We start from the raw sequence: 15,682 nt of genomic DNA, 5'->3' as shown, positions 1-15,682 counted from the left end.
CCTGCTCGTGACGAGGACCATGACGGGCTCAGCCTTACGCCGCTTTCGCCCGAAGATGACGATTTTGTAAGGTAACTGATCGTGTCCGGAGGTTTCCGCGCTGGATCAGGGCGCCTCCGAATCCAGAAGCCGCTGCAACCGGCGGCGCTCCTCCTCCGACAGCGGCGCGGCGGCGTCCGGCGCCGGCATGGCCCGGCCGCGCCGCCAGGTGAAGAGCAGCGCCGCGAGCAGGATCAGCAGCGGCGCGGCCCAGAGCAGCGCCGTCCTGACATCGAAGGGCGGCCGCAGCAGCACGAAATCGCCATAGCGCGCGACGACGAAATCGCGCACCGCGGTGTCGCTGTCGCCGGCGACGAGCCGCTCGCGCACGAGCACACGCAGATCCTTGGCGAGCGGCGCGTCCGAATCGTCGATCGACTGGTTCTGGCAGACCAGGCAGCGCAACTCCGACGAGATCGCGCGGGCGCGGCGCTCCATGGCGGGATCCGGCAGAACCTCGCCGGGCTGGACCGCCAGGCCGGGCGACAGGCTGGCGCACGCGATCGCGGCGGCGACAATCAGGCGGAGCGAAAGCAGGCGACGCACCGCGCTCACTCCGCCGGCTGCGGGACGGCCACCGGCTGGGGAGCCTGGCGCCGGGGAGCCGCCAGCCGGAAGCGGCGATCCGTCAGCGACAGCGCGCCGCCGAGCGCCATCACGATCGAGCCGATCCAGATCAGCAGGATCAGCGGCTTGTCGTAGAGCCGCACGGCGATGCCGCCATCGGCCTGCGGCTCTCCCAGCGCCACATAGGCCTGGCTCAGGCCGACCGTACGGATGCCGGCCTCGGTGGTCGGCATGTTACGGGCGGTGTAGACGCGCTTGGCGGCCTCGATCGGCCTCAGCTCGCGATTGCCGGCGAAAAGCTGGAAGCGCGCCACCTCGGCCCGGAAATTCGGGCCGCTGCGCGGCAGGACGGATTCGAGAACCACGGTATAGCGCCCGCTGGTCAGCCGCTCGCCTGGCTTCAGCACGCCGATGGCTTCGGTGCTCCACGCGGCCGCCGCGATACCGATGACGCTCACGCCGACGCCGGCATGGGCGAGCGCGGTCCCCCAGGCAGAGCGTGGCAGGCCCTTGGCCCGCGACCACATCGCCGGCCAGCCACTGGCGCGGGCGACGATGCGATCGCCCAGATCGAAGGCCGCGCCGAGCACGAGGAAGACGCCCAGGCCGATGCCGAGCGGCGCCAGCACGGGACCGCCCCAGCTCCAGGCGACCAGAGCAAAGGCCGCCACCAGGGAGAGCGCGAAGGCGGCCATGTTGCGCTGGGCGGCACCGAGCAGATCGCCCCGCTTCCACGCCAGGGTCTGGCCGAGCGGCAGCAGCAAGAGCAGCGGCACCAGGACAGGGACGAAGGTCGCGTTGAAGAAGGGCGGGCCGACGGAGATCTTGTCGGCGGTCAGCATCTCCAGCACCAGCGGATAGAGCGTGCCGACGAAGACGGTGGCGCAAGCGGTGGCGATGAAGACGTTGTTGACGACCAGCGCGCCTTCCCGGGACACCGGCGCGAACAGACCGCCCTGCCGCAGCAACGGTGCCCGCCAGGCGAAGAGCGCCAGCGATCCCCCGACGAAGAAGACGAGGATGCAGAGGATGAACAGACCGCGCGCGGGGTCTGTCGCGAAGGAGTGGACCGAGGTCAGAACGCCGGAGCGGACGATGAAGGTGCCGAGCAGGGAGAGCGAGAAGGTCAGGATCGCGAGCAGGATCGTCCAGACCTTCAGCGCGTCGCGCTTTTCCATCACCACGGTCGAATGGATCAGTGCCGTGCCGGCGAGCCAGGGCATCAGCGAGGCGTTCTCGACAGGGTCCCAGAACCACCAGCCGCCCCAGCCGAGCTCGTAATAGGCCCAATAGGAGCCCATCGCGATGCCGAGCGTGAGAAACACCCAGGCCAGCAGCGTCCAGGGCCGCACGGCGCGGGCCCAGACGGCGTCAATCCGCCCATCGATCAGCGCCGCGACGGCGAAGGCATAGGTGATCGAGAAGCCGACATAGCCGACATAGAGCAGCGGCGGATGGATCGCGAGGCCGAGATCCTGGAGGATCGGGTTGAGGTCCTGGCCGTCCGGCGGCGCCGGCACCATGCGCCGGAACGGGTTCGAGGTCAGCAGGGTGAAGGCCAGGAAGGCGACCGTGACCAGGCCCTGGGCGGCGAGCGTGCCGGCCCGCAGCCGCACCGGCAGCGACCGGCGCGACAGCGCGACGAGTGCCCCGAACAGCGTCAGGATCAGCACCCAGAGGAGCATCGAGCCCTCATGATTGCCCCAGACGGAGGTCAGCTTGTAGATCAGCGGCTGCGTGGAGTGCGAATTGGCGACGACGTTCTCGACCGAGAAATCCGAACGCACATAGCTCGTCACGAGCGCCGCGAAAGACAGTGTCACCAGCAGGAAGCAGATCAGCGCTGCAGCCGAGCCGACGCTGGCGAGCGCGCGATCATGGCGCGCCACGCCCCAAAGCGGGACGATCGACTGGACGACGGCGACGCCCAGAGCCAGCGCGAGCGCGAAATGGCCGATCTCGACGATCATGAACGCCTCATGGTGCAGCCTTGGGAGCCGGTTTCGACGACGCGGCCGGCGCAGCGGGATCGCCGGGCTGCCAGTGTCCTTGCTTCTTCAGCGCGTCCGCGACCTCGCGGGGCATGTAGTTTTCGTCATGCTTGGCGAGGACGGAGTCGGCGCGGAACTGGCTGCCGCCCTGGAACACGCCCTCCGTCACCACGCCCTGCCCTTCGCGGAAGAGATCGGGCAGGAGGCCCTCATAGCTGACCTTGATGACCGTGCGGCTGTCGGTGATCGAGAAGGCGACGCGCTGGCCCGGGCCGCGAACGACTGAGCCCTGCTCGACCAGCCCGCCCAGGCGCATGCGGGTGCCCGGCGCCACGCTCTTCTCCGCGATCTCGCTCGGGCCGTAGAAGAACACGATGGTGTCGCGCAGCGCGAACAGCACGAGGCCAGCCGCCAGAAACAGCACCGCACCGGCCGCCCCGATCAGCATCAGGCGCCGCTGCTTGCGGGTATAGCGCCGCTTCGCGGCGAGCGGCCGCGCAGGCTCGACCGTGGTCATGGCGCGGCCTCCTTCAGGGCCAGTTCCTCCGCCAGCGCATCGAGCGCAGCCGGTGCCGCGGCCTCCTGCGCCAACCGCGCACGCGCCAGAACAAGCGACTGGCGTGCAGCGGCTTTGTCGCCGAGAACGACCTGCGAGCGGATCAGGCGAGTCCAGTCCGACAGCGAACCGCCGCCCGTCTGCAGCCGTGCCGCGAGCCCTTCGACCATGCCCCGAATCGCCGCTTGCTGTTCGGCGGGCGCGAGCGCGGCGACTCCCCCGGCCTTCTCGGCCTCGAGCCGGGCCAGACGTTGCCGCACCGCCTGTGCCCAGGGGGCGTCGGCAGGCGCTTCCGCCAAGAGCGTGCGCAACGCTTCGGCAGCGCCCGTGGCGTTGCCATCCTGCTCCTGGCCGATCGCGAGGAAGAAGCGGGCACGCGGGTTCTTCGGGTCGAGGCGCAGGGCGTCCGTGAAGCTCGCGCGTGCCGCCGCCGTGACGACGCCGCCTGCCGACAGCGTGCGCGCCTCACCGAGCCCGGCATGGGCCTCGGGGCTCGCCTCGCCATGGCGGATCGCCTGAGCAAAGGCTGTCGCCGCATCCTCATAGCGGCCCTGGCGCAGATAGACCGGCGCGACCACGGACCAGCCCTTTCCATCGGACGGATTGGCGGCGAGATGGGTTTCGATGCGGGTGAGAGCGAGCGCGAAATCCTGCCGCGACGGGTCGGCCTGGAGGCGGGCGGCGAGCGGCTGGTCCGGCTGACCGGGCGAGCCATAAGCTCCGTAGACGAGAAGGGCGAGCAGCGGCACGCAGGACAGGGCAAGCGCCGAGCTGGCGCGGCGACGGCGCAGCGATGATTCGGTGACCCCTTCCGGCCCACTGTCGTCACCTGCCGCGCGCAGCAGGCGGCGCGCGGCTTCCGCGCGGGCGGCATCGGCCTCGGCCGGGCCGATCAGGCTGCGCGCGAGGTCACGGTCGATCTCGCCCAGCTGCGAGCGATAGAGGCTGCGGGCGTCGGCGCCATCCGCAAAAGCCAGCGCCCGGCCACGTCCAAGGGGCCAGAGCAGGGCGAATATCGCCGCCCCCGTCATGATCGCGAAGATGATCCAGATCAGCATGCCACGCTCATAGCCAAAACCGGCGTCGGCTTCATGCCCGAAGATGGCGACATAGGGTCACGCAGACCAGGCATGTTCAGACCGAGGGAAGCACGAGGCGGGCGCGCAGGCCGCCCAGCGGCGAGCGCTCGAGCGCGAGTTCCCCGCCATAGAGCTTCGCCAGATCGACCACGATGGAGAGTCCCAGCCCGGAGCCGGGTGTCGCCTCGTCCAGACGGCGGCCACGCTTGAGCACATCGGCCAGCGCCTCTTCAGGCAGGCCCGGCCCGTCATCGTCGATGAGCAGGGCGATCCGCTCCACGCCATCCGGTCGGTCGAGCGCTACAGTCACCTTCGCCTTCGCCCATTTGAAGGCGTTGTCGAGCAGGTTGCCCAGCATCTCCTCCAGATCCTGCCGATCGCCACGGAAGCGCACCGATGCCGGAACCGTATGGCTCCCGACAATCGCGCGCCCCTGGGCGATCTTTGCAAAAGTCCGGATCAGGGCGTCCAGCGAAGGCGCGACCTCCGTCACGCCGCCCAGCGCGCCGGACAGGGCTGCAGCCCGCGCCCGGTCGAGATAGTACTGCACTTGGTCGCGCATCACTGCAGCCTGGGTCCGCACGGTCTGCGGCAGGTTGGCGTCGCCGGCCTCGGCCTCGTTGAGCATCACGCTGAGCGGCGTCTTCAGCGCGTGGGCGAGATTGCCGACCTGCGTCCGAGCACGGTCGAGAATTTCGTGATTGGCGTCGATGAGGAGATTGAGCTCGCCCGCGAGTGGCGCGAGATCCGGAGGATAGGTGCCGATGATGCGCGGCGCCTCACCTGTCCGAACCATCCCGACCGCGGCGCCGAGACGCTTCAGAGGGCGCAGGCCGTAGCGCACCTGGACGATGGTGGAGGCCACGAGGGCGAGGCCGAGCAGCACGAAGGTCATTGTCAGGGCTAGGCGGAAATCGCGGATATCGGCGTCGATCTCGTCGGAGGGGGCCGCGACGGCGACGGTGAAGCGGCCGTCCTCGCCGACATCGATCTCGCGTTCGAGGATGCGCAGGTTCCGGTCGTCCGGGCCGGAGATGTAGCTCTCCCGCAGCCCGCGGGCATTGGGGGCGATCGGCTGATCGAGGAGCTTCGGCAGCTGTCCGCCGACCAGGGAGCGCGAGGCGCGGATGCTGGGCCTTTCACCGTCGAGACGGATAATCTGCCAGTACCAGCCGGACAGCGGCAGGTCGAAGCGCGGCTCGCCGAGATCGCCGATCGCCTGCCGTTCGGTCTCGGGCGGAGCCGCAAGATCCGCGATCAGTTCCTTGATGTAGACGCTGAGCCGTTCGTCGAAACCACGTTCGGCCGAGCGCCGATAGAAGGTCGTCAGGCCGAAGCCGGCCAGCATCAGCACCAGAGCGCAGCAGATTGCCGCCGAGATGAAGAGCCGCGCGCCCAGCGAGTAGCGATGCGAGCGGAGCGGCATCGGCGGGGATCAGACCTTCTCGGGCGCCGCTGCGATATAGCCCAGCCCGCGAACGGTCTCGATCACCTCGACGCCGAGCTTCTTGCGCAGCCGTCCGACGAAGACCTCGATGGTGTTGGAGTCGCGGTCGAAATCCTGGTCGTAGAGGTGCTCGACCAGTTCGGTGCGCGACACCACGCGGCCCTGATGATGCATGAGATAGGCGAGCAGCCGGTATTCGTGCGAGGTCAGCTTGACCGGGTTGCCGTCGACGACGACGCGGCTGGCGCGGGTGTCGAGACGCACCGGCCCGCAGACCAGTTCGGAGGTCGCGTGACCGGCGGCGCGGCGCAGCAGGGCGCGGACGCGAGCCAGCAGTTCCTCGACGTGGAAAGGCTTGGTGACGTAGTCGTCGGCGCCGGCGTCGAAGCCGCCGACCTTGTCGCTCCAGCGGTCGCGCGCGGTCAGGATCAGCACCGGCATGGTCTTGCCGGCGCGGCGCCAGCCCTGCAGCACGGCGACACCGTCGACCTTCGGCAGACCAAGATCGAGGATCACGGCATCATAGGGCTCGGTCTCGCCGAGATAGAGCCCCTCCTCACCATCGAAGGCCTTGTCGACGGCGTAGCCGGCATTCTCCAGCGCGGTGACGATCTGGCGGTTGAGGTCCTTGTCGTCCTCGACGACGAGCAGTCTCACGGCGGGACATCTCCTGTTGGGGCGGGCCGCGAAGACGCGGTCTCAGCGAATGGTGCCGACCTTGCCCGATTGGCCTTCGAGCGTCACCCTGGCAACCCGGCCGTCACGCTTGAGCGTGGTCACAACGTAAACGTAATCGTCACCCTGGCGACAGAGGCGGATGCGGACGACCTCGCCCGGCGCCGCCTGCCGTGCGTGGCGCGAGGCCTGCGCGGGCTGGATAACCCTGCCATCCGCCACCGCGTCACGCGTCTCGTCGGCGGACAGGCAGGCGATCGGCTCCGGATTGTCGATCATCACGATCGGCAAGGGCGGCGCCAGCAGGGACAGGGCGATGACGGTTTCGAAGGGCATGGTCGACATCGGCTAATCCTGCACGCGTGAACACGCCATGAATGCTCCGGACCGTCGCGAGTATGTCAGCGCACGGGCAGACGTCCAAGGTATTCGTGCCCCCTGCCCGCCACGGCGCTCATCTGGGCGATCACGATCTCGATCTCGGACTGTGATGCGCCGAAATCGGCCAGTTCCGAGGCCGTGGGATAAAGCCAGGCGGCCTCCTGCGTCGTCGCGCGCCGGCGTTCGATGCCGTCTTGCTTCACGGAGATCTCCCAGCGCTCGGCCTCCTCGCCTAACGGGACGTCGACCAGATCCCAGGAATCGCCGTCGATGCGCGTCCGCCGGATCCACGAGAAGCGGATGCCGTCGGCCTCTCGGCGCGCCTGCGGATGGACAGGCGCCAGGGGCAAAAGGGTAGCAGCACTCGCCGCGGCCGTGACCTCGACCACCGTCGCATCGGCGATATCGCGCTGAACCGGTCCGATGCGGTAGCGCCGCACGATCCCGAGATCGGCGAGATCGTCCGTGAGGGTCACAGCCGCACCGTCGAGCACAACGACCCGCGAGCCCGTCGGCAGGCTGCGCGCGGCGGCCGCTTCGGAACCGCCCAGCCCGCGCATCAGGCCGGAGAGCCTGAACCGGCCAGGCCCGATCAGCTCGACCTGCGACGCCGTGACGATTTCGACCACGCCTGCTGCATCGAGCAGGGCGAGCGCATTCGCGCCCGCCAGTGCCGCCTCGGGCGAGACGGAAGCGAGAACGCCGCCGCGCAGGCGCAGCTCCAGAACGGCGTGGCGGTCGCTGCGCCAGAGCGGTCCCGGCGGCAGGACCGTCAGGGTCTCGCCGACGATCGACGGTGCCTCGATCAGCCGCAGAAGCGCGAATGATCCTGCGTCATCGGCCTGCCAGACAGCGAGCGCGCCCGGCCAGGGCGAGGCATAGGCGGCGAGTGAAAGCAGCGGCGGCGGCTGGGTCCGCACGATCGGCAGCGCGAGCGGGATCGCGAGAGGCCGGCCCGGCAGGGCCGGCGCGCTGCGCGGCGGACGCGGGAGGCTGGGGACCGCAGCGCTGCGATAGATCGCGGGCTCGACCGCCCTCGCGCTGACGCGGCGCGTCGCACCGTCCTCGATGCGCGTCAGGCGGAACAGCCTCTCTTCCTCCTCGACCACGAGCACCACGACGTCGCCGGGCTCGAGGTCGAGCCGATCGGGCGACAGTTCCAGATCGAGCGTTTCCCGGCCGGCCCAGATCTCCTGCAGGCGACGGTCCGCCAGGCGCTGGCCCTCCGCCGCGCGGGTGACGATCGGCGTCTCCATGCCGAGTTCGCGCCGCGCCGCACCGGCCAGCCGCCGGGACAGGACCGCCGCCGTCCGGTAGTCGCTCTCGCCGTCGATGAAACCCAGCCGCAGTTCGAGCGGCAATTCGCTCTCCTGCGCCCGGCGCAGCGCGTAGGGCGGCCCTCCCGATCGAGCACGAGATCGTCGTGGCCCAGCACACGCGCCACGGTGCCGCCGCGGCCGCGGACAACGAGCCGACCGCCGCTCATGGTCGCGTCGAAGCCGAAGGCCTGCGCGAGCGGCTCCAGCGCCTGCCGCGCCGAGAGCGGTCGCTCCAGCACATAACCGTCGACGAAGCCATCGACGGCGATTTCGTCGGCCGCAGGCAGGCCGAAATCGGCCAGGATGCGCCGCAGCAAACGATCGACCGGCGCGCCCTCGATGCGGCCGTTGAGCCAGTGGCCGGTGTCGTGGGCGGCACCGTCGGCCCAGATCCCGCCGAGATCGGGGAAGGCTGGAAACGGCCGCGCATCGTAGCTCCAGACGAAGATGTTGGCGGGGTCGACCATCCGGATGCCGCTGATCGGGTGCACCGGATTGCGATGCCCCTCGAAGCCGGCGCGCGCCGGGTCGAAACCCGAGAGGATGGCCTCGAGCCCGCGCGCTTGGACGAGATCGTCGCGCGCTCCGCTGGAAAAGGGCGGCACGCCGCCTTCCGTCGATTTCGCATCGGGAAAGACGTTGGGCGCATTGGCCCCCTTGTCGACCGCCGGAATGCCGGTCTCGGTCAGCCAGATCGGCTTGGCACCGGGAACGAAAGACGTCGCCCCAGTCTCGATCCCGCCGACCCGTTCGACATGCGGCTGCGTCCACCAGCCGACCAGATCCTTGGGCCGAAAGACCCAGGGCTTGCCATAGGCGCCGTCCTCGATCGGCACGCGCGTCTGGTCGGCCCGGCCGGCGTCGTCGGCATAGAACCAGTCATAGGCCTCGCCCGAGCCGAGGCGCGCGCGAAGATGGGCGAGGTCAGCAGGCCCGGATGCGATCGCCGCGTCGGCATGGGCAGCGCCGTCGCGCCAATCGGACAGGGGCGGGTAATAGTCGATCCCGATCGCGCCGATAGCCGGGGAAGCCCAGAGCGGATCGAGCGGAAAGGTGACATCATCGCCCGCATTGCGGACATGCGCCCCGTATTCCGTCCAGTCCGCCGCATAGGTCAGAGTCGCGGCTGGCAGAATGGATGCGACCTCGGCAGCGAGATCGACGAGCCCGTCGACCATGGGGTAGCCGGCCGCGCCCCGGATACGGGTCAGGCCCGGCATCTCCGAGCCCAGCACGAAGGCTGAGACGCCACCGGCGACCTGCGCCAGCCGGGCGTAGTGCAGGACGAAGCGCCGGTAACTCCACTCGCCGGGGCGGGCGCAGACCACGCTCTCGCCCTCGGCCGTCACATCCGCTGCGGTGACGGTCCCGAGAAAGGTCTCGACCTGCGCCGCGGCTGCGGCCGTCCCGTCCGGACTGCCCGCTGTTTCGGGCGCCGGAAAGCAGGTGATCCGACCTCGCCACGGATAATACGGCTGCCCCGCTGTGCCGGACACCGGGTCCGGAAGGGCGTTGCCGGCGGGAACATCCATCATGAGGAAGGGGTAGAGCACGACCTCGAGGCCATAATCGTCGCGCAGCCGCCGGATCAGCCGGATCACGCCATCGTCCGAGGGCGTTCCGCCGAACGCTGGTCGTCCATCAGCTTCGCTGACGACGCGCGCCCCGGCCCGGTCGAGGCCCGCCACGGTCCATTCGGCCCCGACCGTGGGTTTGTGGGCGATCTCGACGCGGGGCGCAAGCGTGCATTCGCCCACTCTGAGATCATCGCCGAACCAGGCCACGACGAGGGAAACGCGTCGCAGGTTCGGGCAGAGCGCGATCAGATGGGCGATGGCGGTGTCGACATCGGCCCCGCCATAGAGCTGGTGGCGCGTGAGGCTCTCGCTGACGCCGGGCTCGGGCTCGTGGCTGACGGCGCGCATGTCGTAGACGAATTCGCCCGCGCCGGGGATCAGCGTCACCGCCCGGATCATCTGGCCCAGCCCCTCGACCGGCCGGACGACCTCGAAGGAGAATTGCGGAACCCGGTTGCCGTAATCGGCGAGCGGAAAGCGCTCGAAGACGACATAGGCGAGGCCGCGATAGGCCGGCGTCTCGCCGGCCTCCTTGGCGGCGATCAGCGGGTCGGGCTCCTGGGCCTCGTCACCCTGGTGGACCCGCATGGCGACGGTGGCGACGTCGAGTTCGCGCCCGTCGACCCAGATCCGGCGGACGAAGGCGATCGGCCCCTCGCACAGCCCGATGGCGAGATTCGCGTAGTAGCTATAGGTCGTCTCGACGGTCTTCTGCTTGGGGCTGCCTTTCCCGCCCGTCTTGCTGCGCGTCACCGAGACCTTGATCTCCTCCTCGAAGCGCGTGGCCCAGATCAGCTGCCCGCCGATCCGGGCCCGTCCATAGACGCGCGGGATCGCGGCGCCCTCGCTGGAGGCCAGCCCACTGATCTCGCTCAAGCGCGGCCCCTCGACGCGGCGCGTCCCGGCCGAGCCGCCGAGAAGCGATTGGTCGATGACGGCGCCGGCGATGCCGCCCACCGCCTGGCCGATCGCGGCCCCGAAAGGTCCACCCAGCGCTGCGCCGAGCGCATTGCCGGCGACCTGGAGAAGGAGAGTCGCCATCAGTCGGTCACTCCCGGAAAGGAAAAGGCATGGCTGAGATGCCGCCGCCACCAGCGCGTGAGGGCGACTTCAGCGACCTGCGCACCGTCATGGGCGTGGATGATGCGGTCCGGCGCAGCGAGGATCGCGCAATGGCGTGCCGGCAGATGGCTGCGCCATCGGAACAGCAGCACATCGCCGGGCCGTTCCTGCCCGGGCGCGACCGGCACGAGGTGGCGCAGCGCGGCCGCGGCGAGCATCTCCGCGCCCAGCCCCTCGCACCCCTCCGGCGTATAGGGCGGCGGTGTCTCGGGCTCGGGTCCGCAGAGATCGCGCCAGACGCCGCGCACCAGCCCGAGGCAATCGCAGCCGACACCGCGCAGCGAAGCCTGGTGATGATAGGGCGTGCCGATCCAGTTCCGTGCGGCTTCGACGATCGCGGGCCGTTCGAGCGGCGCGCTCATCGGAACAGGCTCCCGCCGTCGAGGGCGCCGTCGCCCGGCCGCACGCCGCCGATGATGAAATCGTTGCCTGGAATATGGGGGAAGCCCCGGAAGTTCACGCCATTGCCGAACCGCCCCCGGCAGGTGGCGAAGCTCTTGTCGCAGCCGGGGGAGACGTGAAAGGCGTCGCCCGTCTCGATCCGCGAAGGCGGCGCCTGCCAGAGCTGAAGCGAAGCGGCGTCGCCATTGGCGCCATGGCGCATCACCTCTGTGACAAAACCGGTGTTCGCGCCCGCCGTGAAGACGAGCCGCCCTCCGGTGAAATGGCCGTCGGCAAAGCCGGCCAGCGCCGCGGCTGTGAAGCCGAGACGACCGTCCATCGAATTGACCACCGCAGGCGTCGGCAGGATCGTCAGGCCGCAGCGCGCATCGCCGAGATCGGCCGAGCAGGAGCGCGTGTAGAGCCGGCCCCGCTCCTCGTCGAAGGCCTTGGCGAGCCCCCTCACCTCTGCCGTGAAGGCGCTGTCGCTCCGCCGGACCTCGCCGACGAAGCCGGTCTCCAGCAGGAGGCGCTGGGCCGGCTCGGCCCAGTTGACGAGCCAGATGGCGACCCGGGCGTCGTCATAGAGCCCGCGGGCCAGATCGCCCTCGTTCAGCCCGGTGGCCGCGAAGGCGCCGGCAACCTCGCCTCCGCCGACCACGAACCCCAGTTCGGCCGCGGTCTCCGCGGCTTCCAGCCCCGTCTCGGCGGCGAAGGTCACGCCGTCGAAGGCAAGGCTCGTGTCGTGATCGGTGAAGCCGAGCACCACGCCGTCGCGACGGGTCAGGCTCCAGCAGCGGCACAGGGTCGTCGCGCCCTGGGCGAGATGCTCCGCCAGGGCCTCGGGAATGTCGCGCATGACAGGCTCGCTTCAGGGAACGATTTCGACGATGGGGATGCGCGGGATCTCGCCGGCCTCGAAGGCCGAGAGATCGACCTCGATCGCATCGGTGTCGAAGCGCACCGGCACGTCGAAGAGGAAGCCCGCGGTCACAGAGGCACCCGGCGGCGGCGCGTGACCGCTGGCGAAGGTCACGAGACCGGTCGCGGCGTCGCAGGTGACATGGGCCGGATCGACGACCACGCCGGCGACCGCCACCAGAACCTCGTCGGCGACAGGCTTGGTGATCGTCCTGCGATAGGTCGCGATGCCGCTGCCATAATGCTTGCACAGCGGAAAGCTGCGGGTGACGCCGTCGCCGGTGCCGATGGCCTGGTCCGTCGCAGCCGGCGTGGCGGAAGGTGCGCAGCTCTTCCAGTCGAGCGGATCGCGCCAGCGGAAGCCGTAAAGGCGGCCGCGCCTCTCCTCGAAAAAGGCGACGACTTCGGCGAGCGCATCGAGCGTTCGGATTCCGAAACCGGCATCGTAGCGCCTTCGCGAATGGGCCCAGCGGCTGTTGCGTCTCTCCCGCCCAGAGGCCAGCGCGACGATCTGGGTCAGCCGCTCGGGCCCGCCCCGGGCCCCGCGCGCAATGGTGGTCGGAAAGCGGATCTCGTGAAAATCGCTCATCGCCGTCTCCGTCACAGCGCGCGGCTGCCGCGCGCCACCGCCCGTGCGATGGCGGCGGAAAGCTGCGCCTCGGAGCGGCGGAAACTGTCGGCGTCGGGCGTCGAGACCTGGACGACGACGTTGAGCGGCCGCCGCGCCTCGCCGGAGGAGCGCACGCCCAGCTTTCCGTCGGCCCCCCGGCTCAGCGGCAGGATCGCCTCAGCCCCGCGCTCGCCCATCAGGCCGAGGCCGCGCCCGAGCGGGAAATAGGCCGGCGAGGCGATGACCCCTCCGTCGGCGAAGGGCGCGACGGGGGCGCTCGCCGCCGCGCCACCGACATTGAATCCGCCAAAGGCGCCAGCGAGGCCCTTCAGTCCGCTGCCCAGCAGGTTCGACAGGCTGCTCTGGAGCGGCTTGAGCGCCGATTTGAGCAGGCTCTCCGTGATGGATCGCCCGACGCTGCGCAGCACCTCGTCGAAGCGCTTGCCCTCGACGATGCCCTTGGCGAAGGCATTGGTGATCGATTTCCCGAAGCTGGCGGCCGATTTGTCGAGGCTCTGCGTCAGCGAGCCCAGGGTCCGCAGGTCGGACAGGCGGGAGGAGAGGTCGATCTCGTCATCGGCCATGATGGACCTTTCGGGATGGAGGGGTGGCGAATCCGGTCAGGCGTCGGGATGGGCCGCCATCAGCGCCAGAAGAGCGTCGCGCGCCGGGGCTCCGGTGTCTTCGCCGTAGCGGTGGGCGCGCATGGCGGCGGCGATCTCGCGCGGAGTCGCGGCCCAGAAGATATCGGGCGGCCAGCCGAGACGGCCGAGCCCGAAGGCCATGATCTCGGCCCAGGGAAAGGGCGCCGCCGGCGGCGTCAGCCCACCGGCGGCGCCGGAGGGGGGATTTTGGCCTCCAAGGGCGGAGGGCCGCCTGCGGCGTCGCCGAAAGTCGCCTCGAGCAAAGCGATCGCCGCATGGATGGCGCCGTTGAGCCCGCCGTCGAAGGCCATCTCCCTGACCTCATCCTCGCCGAACGAGCTGCCGGCGCCACGCAGCCCCGCCGCCAGGATGCGTGAAACGTCGCGCGCCGAGAGCCGCCCCGTCGCGAAGCGCTCACCGAGCGCGGGAAGGCTATCGACCGCGAAGGCCTGCTCGAGCTCGGCGAGCGCGCCCAGCGTCAGCCGCATCGGCAGCGCTCGCCCCTCGACCATCAGGGCCGTTTCGCCCCGGTACCGGTTGACCACCGCCGCTCTCCTCACAGTGCCGCAAAGGCGAGCTGGCCGGCGGATTCGAGCGAGAGATCGAAGGTGACCTCGCCGGCATGGTCGCCGCGATATTCGAGGCTCGACAGTTGGAACGGGCCCGTGACGGTGCCGAAATCCGGCACCACGACCTGCCAGATGCGGATGGCCCCGTCGAAGAAGATCTGACGCACGAGCGCGTCCGAGGCATCGTCCTTGAAGATCCCCGCCCCGCTGATCGCGGCCCGGCGCATGCCGGCGCCGGCCAGAAGCTCGCGCCAGCGTCCGGCGGATTCCGAATGGGTCACGTCGACCGCCTCGGCGTTGAACGCGATCTGCCGGGCGCGCAGCCCCGCGACGGTCACGAACACGCCCCCTGCGTCCGCCGCCTTGAGCAGCAGATCCTTGCCCTTCTGTGCCGACATCCGGCCCTCCATCGTCCTGTCCGGTTGAAGTCAGAGCGCTTCCGTCACGGCCCGGAACCGGAGCGCGACGAAAGCGAGGCCGGTGGCGCCGTCCCGCGCCAGGCGGCTGGAGCGCCAGCGCAAATTGACGAGGCGATGCCCGACCAGTGCCGGTGTCGCTTCATCGAGGACGGTCGCAATGCGGGCCGCCGCTTCTAGCGCCAGCCGCGCGGAGCCGCTCTCGCCCGCCCAGACGGTCAGGCCGAAATCCTGCTCGCAGCCGCGTTCGGTCCCGGTCGACCAGTCGCGGGCCTCGACCTCGCCATGCACGACATAGACGCCGGTCGCGCCCCGCGGCGCCTCGTCATGGATGCGGCCCGGACCGATGAGGGCGATGAGGCCCGTGTCGGCCTCGAGCGCAGCCTGCACTGCCGCTCGCAGCGGAAGGATCGCATCGCTCATGGACCGATCTCCCGCACCAGGCAGACGAGACGTCGCCGGTCGCCATCAGGGTCGGCGACGGCACGGATGTCGTAGAGATGGTTGCCGTCGCGCAGGCGCTGGCCCGCATCGACGCCGGCGCGCCAGCGCAGCGTGACGCGGTGGGTCGCGCTCTGTTCGGGCCTCCCGCGACGCCATTGCTCGGCCCCCGAGAGCCATTCGACCTGTGCCCAGAGAGCGGCCACGGTCGTGAAAGCCTGGGTCTTGCCCCCCAGCCCGTCGGCGTTCGCAACCGGCGCTTCGAGAACGAGCCTCCGCCGCAGCGCGCCGACATCGCTGCCGTGCGGATGATGGGACGCCATGGCTCAGAGCCTCGCGCGGCGGAAGGGCGCGATCAGCGCCATGATTTCGGTCGGCAGAGCCTCGGCATCGCGGCCGACGACGTCGCCGCGGTGCTCGAACCAGCGCGCCGCCAGCCGCAGCACCGCCTGGCGCAGCAGCGCGGGCACGGACTGGGCATTGGGCCCGAAGCCGGCGACGACATCGATCTCGATCGCGCCGCGCAGCCGGCCGATCTCGGGCACCTCTCCCACGACGTGCAGCACCGGCGGGTCTGAGGCCCGGTCGAGTTGCAGGGCACTGGCGACGACCGGCTGCGGCGCACCCAGGGCGTCATAGACGCGGGCGGCGGTGAGCGTGCCGACGGGCGAGAGCGGCAGACGGATCTCGCCGCTGTCCGGCCAGCGATCGAGCACGATCCGCCAGCTCTGGTCGACCAGGAGGCGTCCCGAGGTGGCCTCGACCATCAATCTGGCGGCCGTGATCAGGGTCGCGACGAGATCGTCCTCCTCCGTCTGGTCGAGCCGCAGGAAGGCGCGGGCTTCCGCCAGCGAGACCGGCTCCTGGGCCGGCGGGGTCAGGGCAATCGGCGTCATGGTCGCTCCGATGCGGGGTTCAATTGCAAGGGGCGACGCGCTATCGAGCCC

The 15,682-nt window shown here is 70.1% G+C and carries 17 protein-coding genes and 2 pseudogenes; all 19 read right to left on the bottom strand.

Annotated features, from left to right (window positions below; genetic code table 11):
• Positions 1–105 precede the first annotated feature (105 nt).
• The 19 genes and pseudogenes from AX750_RS02095 to AX750_RS02010 all read right to left on the bottom strand — a co-directional run bounded on the left by AX750_RS02095 (position 106) and on the right by AX750_RS02010 (position 15,631).
• Positions 106–576 carry a cytochrome c-type biogenesis protein gene (locus AX750_RS02095; protein WP_197426724.1) on the bottom strand — a complete coding sequence of 157 codons (471 nt, stop codon included), beginning with the start codon at positions 574–576 and terminating at the stop codon, positions 106–108.
• A gap of 14 nt (positions 577–590) precedes the next feature.
• Complete coding sequence (locus AX750_RS02090) at positions 591–2,576, bottom strand: heme lyase CcmF/NrfE family subunit (RefSeq protein ID WP_066725938.1); 1,986 nt, start codon at positions 2,574–2,576, stop codon at positions 591–593.
• Between the two features lie 7 nt (positions 2,577–2,583).
• Positions 2,584–3,114: a cytochrome c maturation protein CcmE gene (gene ccmE / locus AX750_RS02085; RefSeq protein WP_066725935.1), complete on the bottom strand. Its 531-nt coding sequence runs from the start codon at positions 3,112–3,114 to the stop codon at positions 2,584–2,586.
• Positions 3,111–4,211, bottom strand: coding sequence for a c-type cytochrome biogenesis protein CcmI (ccmI, locus tag AX750_RS02080; protein WP_066725932.1), 1,101 nt, complete (start codon positions 4,209–4,211; stop codon positions 3,111–3,113). The genes ccmE and ccmI overlap by 4 nt, the downstream gene beginning before the upstream one ends.
• A gap of 76 nt (positions 4,212–4,287) precedes the next feature.
• Entirely contained in the window at positions 4,288–5,658 is a 1,371-nt protein-coding gene (locus AX750_RS02075; RefSeq protein ID WP_066725929.1) for a sensor histidine kinase, read from the bottom strand.
• A 9-nt stretch (positions 5,659–5,667) separates the two neighbouring features.
• Positions 5,668–6,336 (bottom strand): response regulator transcription factor, encoded by a 669-nt coding sequence (locus tag AX750_RS02070; protein WP_066725926.1) that lies wholly within the window; start codon positions 6,334–6,336, stop codon positions 5,668–5,670.
• Between the two features lie 42 nt (positions 6,337–6,378).
• Positions 6,379–6,699: a hypothetical protein gene (locus AX750_RS02065; protein ID WP_066725923.1), complete on the bottom strand. Its 321-nt coding sequence runs from the start codon at positions 6,697–6,699 to the stop codon at positions 6,379–6,381.
• Between the two features lie 56 nt (positions 6,700–6,755).
• Positions 6,756–8,129 (bottom strand): annotated as a pseudogene (locus AX750_RS27125) (phage tail protein); the annotation flags it as partial.
• 105 nt (positions 8,130–8,234) lie between these two features.
• A pseudogene (locus AX750_RS27120) lies at positions 8,235–9,586 on the bottom strand (glycoside hydrolase TIM-barrel-like domain-containing protein); the annotation flags it as partial.
• Positions 9,587–10,671: 1,085 nt separating this feature from the next.
• Entirely contained in the window at positions 10,672–11,115 is a 444-nt protein-coding gene (locus tag AX750_RS02055; RefSeq protein WP_066725920.1) for an NlpC/P60 family protein, read from the bottom strand.
• On the bottom strand, positions 11,112–11,993 hold the full coding sequence (locus AX750_RS02050) for a DUF2163 domain-containing protein (protein WP_066725917.1): 882 nt from the start codon (positions 11,991–11,993) through the stop codon (positions 11,112–11,114). The genes AX750_RS02055 and AX750_RS02050 overlap by 4 nt, the downstream gene beginning before the upstream one ends.
• Before the next feature lie 12 nt (positions 11,994–12,005).
• Positions 12,006–12,644, bottom strand: coding sequence for a DUF2460 domain-containing protein (locus AX750_RS02045; protein WP_066725914.1), 639 nt, complete (start codon positions 12,642–12,644; stop codon positions 12,006–12,008).
• 11 nt (positions 12,645–12,655) lie between these two features.
• Positions 12,656–13,249: a phage tail tape measure protein gene (locus tag AX750_RS02040; RefSeq protein WP_066725911.1), complete on the bottom strand. Its 594-nt coding sequence runs from the start codon at positions 13,247–13,249 to the stop codon at positions 12,656–12,658.
• 36 nt (positions 13,250–13,285) lie between these two features.
• A complete protein-coding gene (locus AX750_RS02035) occupies positions 13,286–13,489 on the bottom strand; it encodes a phage tail assembly chaperone (RefSeq protein WP_066725908.1) in 204 nt (67 codons plus the stop codon).
• Positions 13,486–13,854 (bottom strand): gene transfer agent family protein, encoded by a 369-nt coding sequence (locus AX750_RS02030; protein WP_066725905.1) that lies wholly within the window; start codon positions 13,852–13,854, stop codon positions 13,486–13,488. The genes AX750_RS02035 and AX750_RS02030 overlap by 4 nt, the downstream gene beginning before the upstream one ends.
• A gap of 11 nt (positions 13,855–13,865) precedes the next feature.
• Complete coding sequence (locus tag AX750_RS02025) at positions 13,866–14,276, bottom strand: phage major tail protein, TP901-1 family (RefSeq protein WP_066725903.1); 411 nt, start codon at positions 14,274–14,276, stop codon at positions 13,866–13,868.
• Between the two features lie 30 nt (positions 14,277–14,306).
• Complete coding sequence (locus AX750_RS02020; protein ID WP_066725900.1) at positions 14,307–14,717, bottom strand: DUF3168 domain-containing protein; 411 nt, start codon at positions 14,715–14,717, stop codon at positions 14,307–14,309.
• On the bottom strand, positions 14,714–15,058 hold the full coding sequence (locus AX750_RS02015) for a phage head closure protein (protein ID WP_066725897.1): 345 nt from the start codon (positions 15,056–15,058) through the stop codon (positions 14,714–14,716). Before AX750_RS02015 ends, AX750_RS02020 begins: the two co-directional genes overlap by 4 nt.
• 3 nt (positions 15,059–15,061) lie before the next feature.
• The gene (locus tag AX750_RS02010; RefSeq protein ID WP_066725894.1) at positions 15,062–15,631 is read right to left on the bottom strand and encodes a hypothetical protein; all 570 of its coding nucleotides are present in this window, start codon (positions 15,629–15,631) and stop codon (positions 15,062–15,064) included.
• Between the last annotated feature and the right edge of the window lie 51 nt (positions 15,632–15,682).

The organism is Methylobacterium sp. CCH7-A2 (assembly GCF_001557075.1).
Lineage (GTDB): Bacteria > Pseudomonadota > Alphaproteobacteria > Rhizobiales > Beijerinckiaceae > Allobosea > Allobosea massiliensis.
This window is presented reverse-complemented; position numbering and strand designations above follow the sequence as displayed.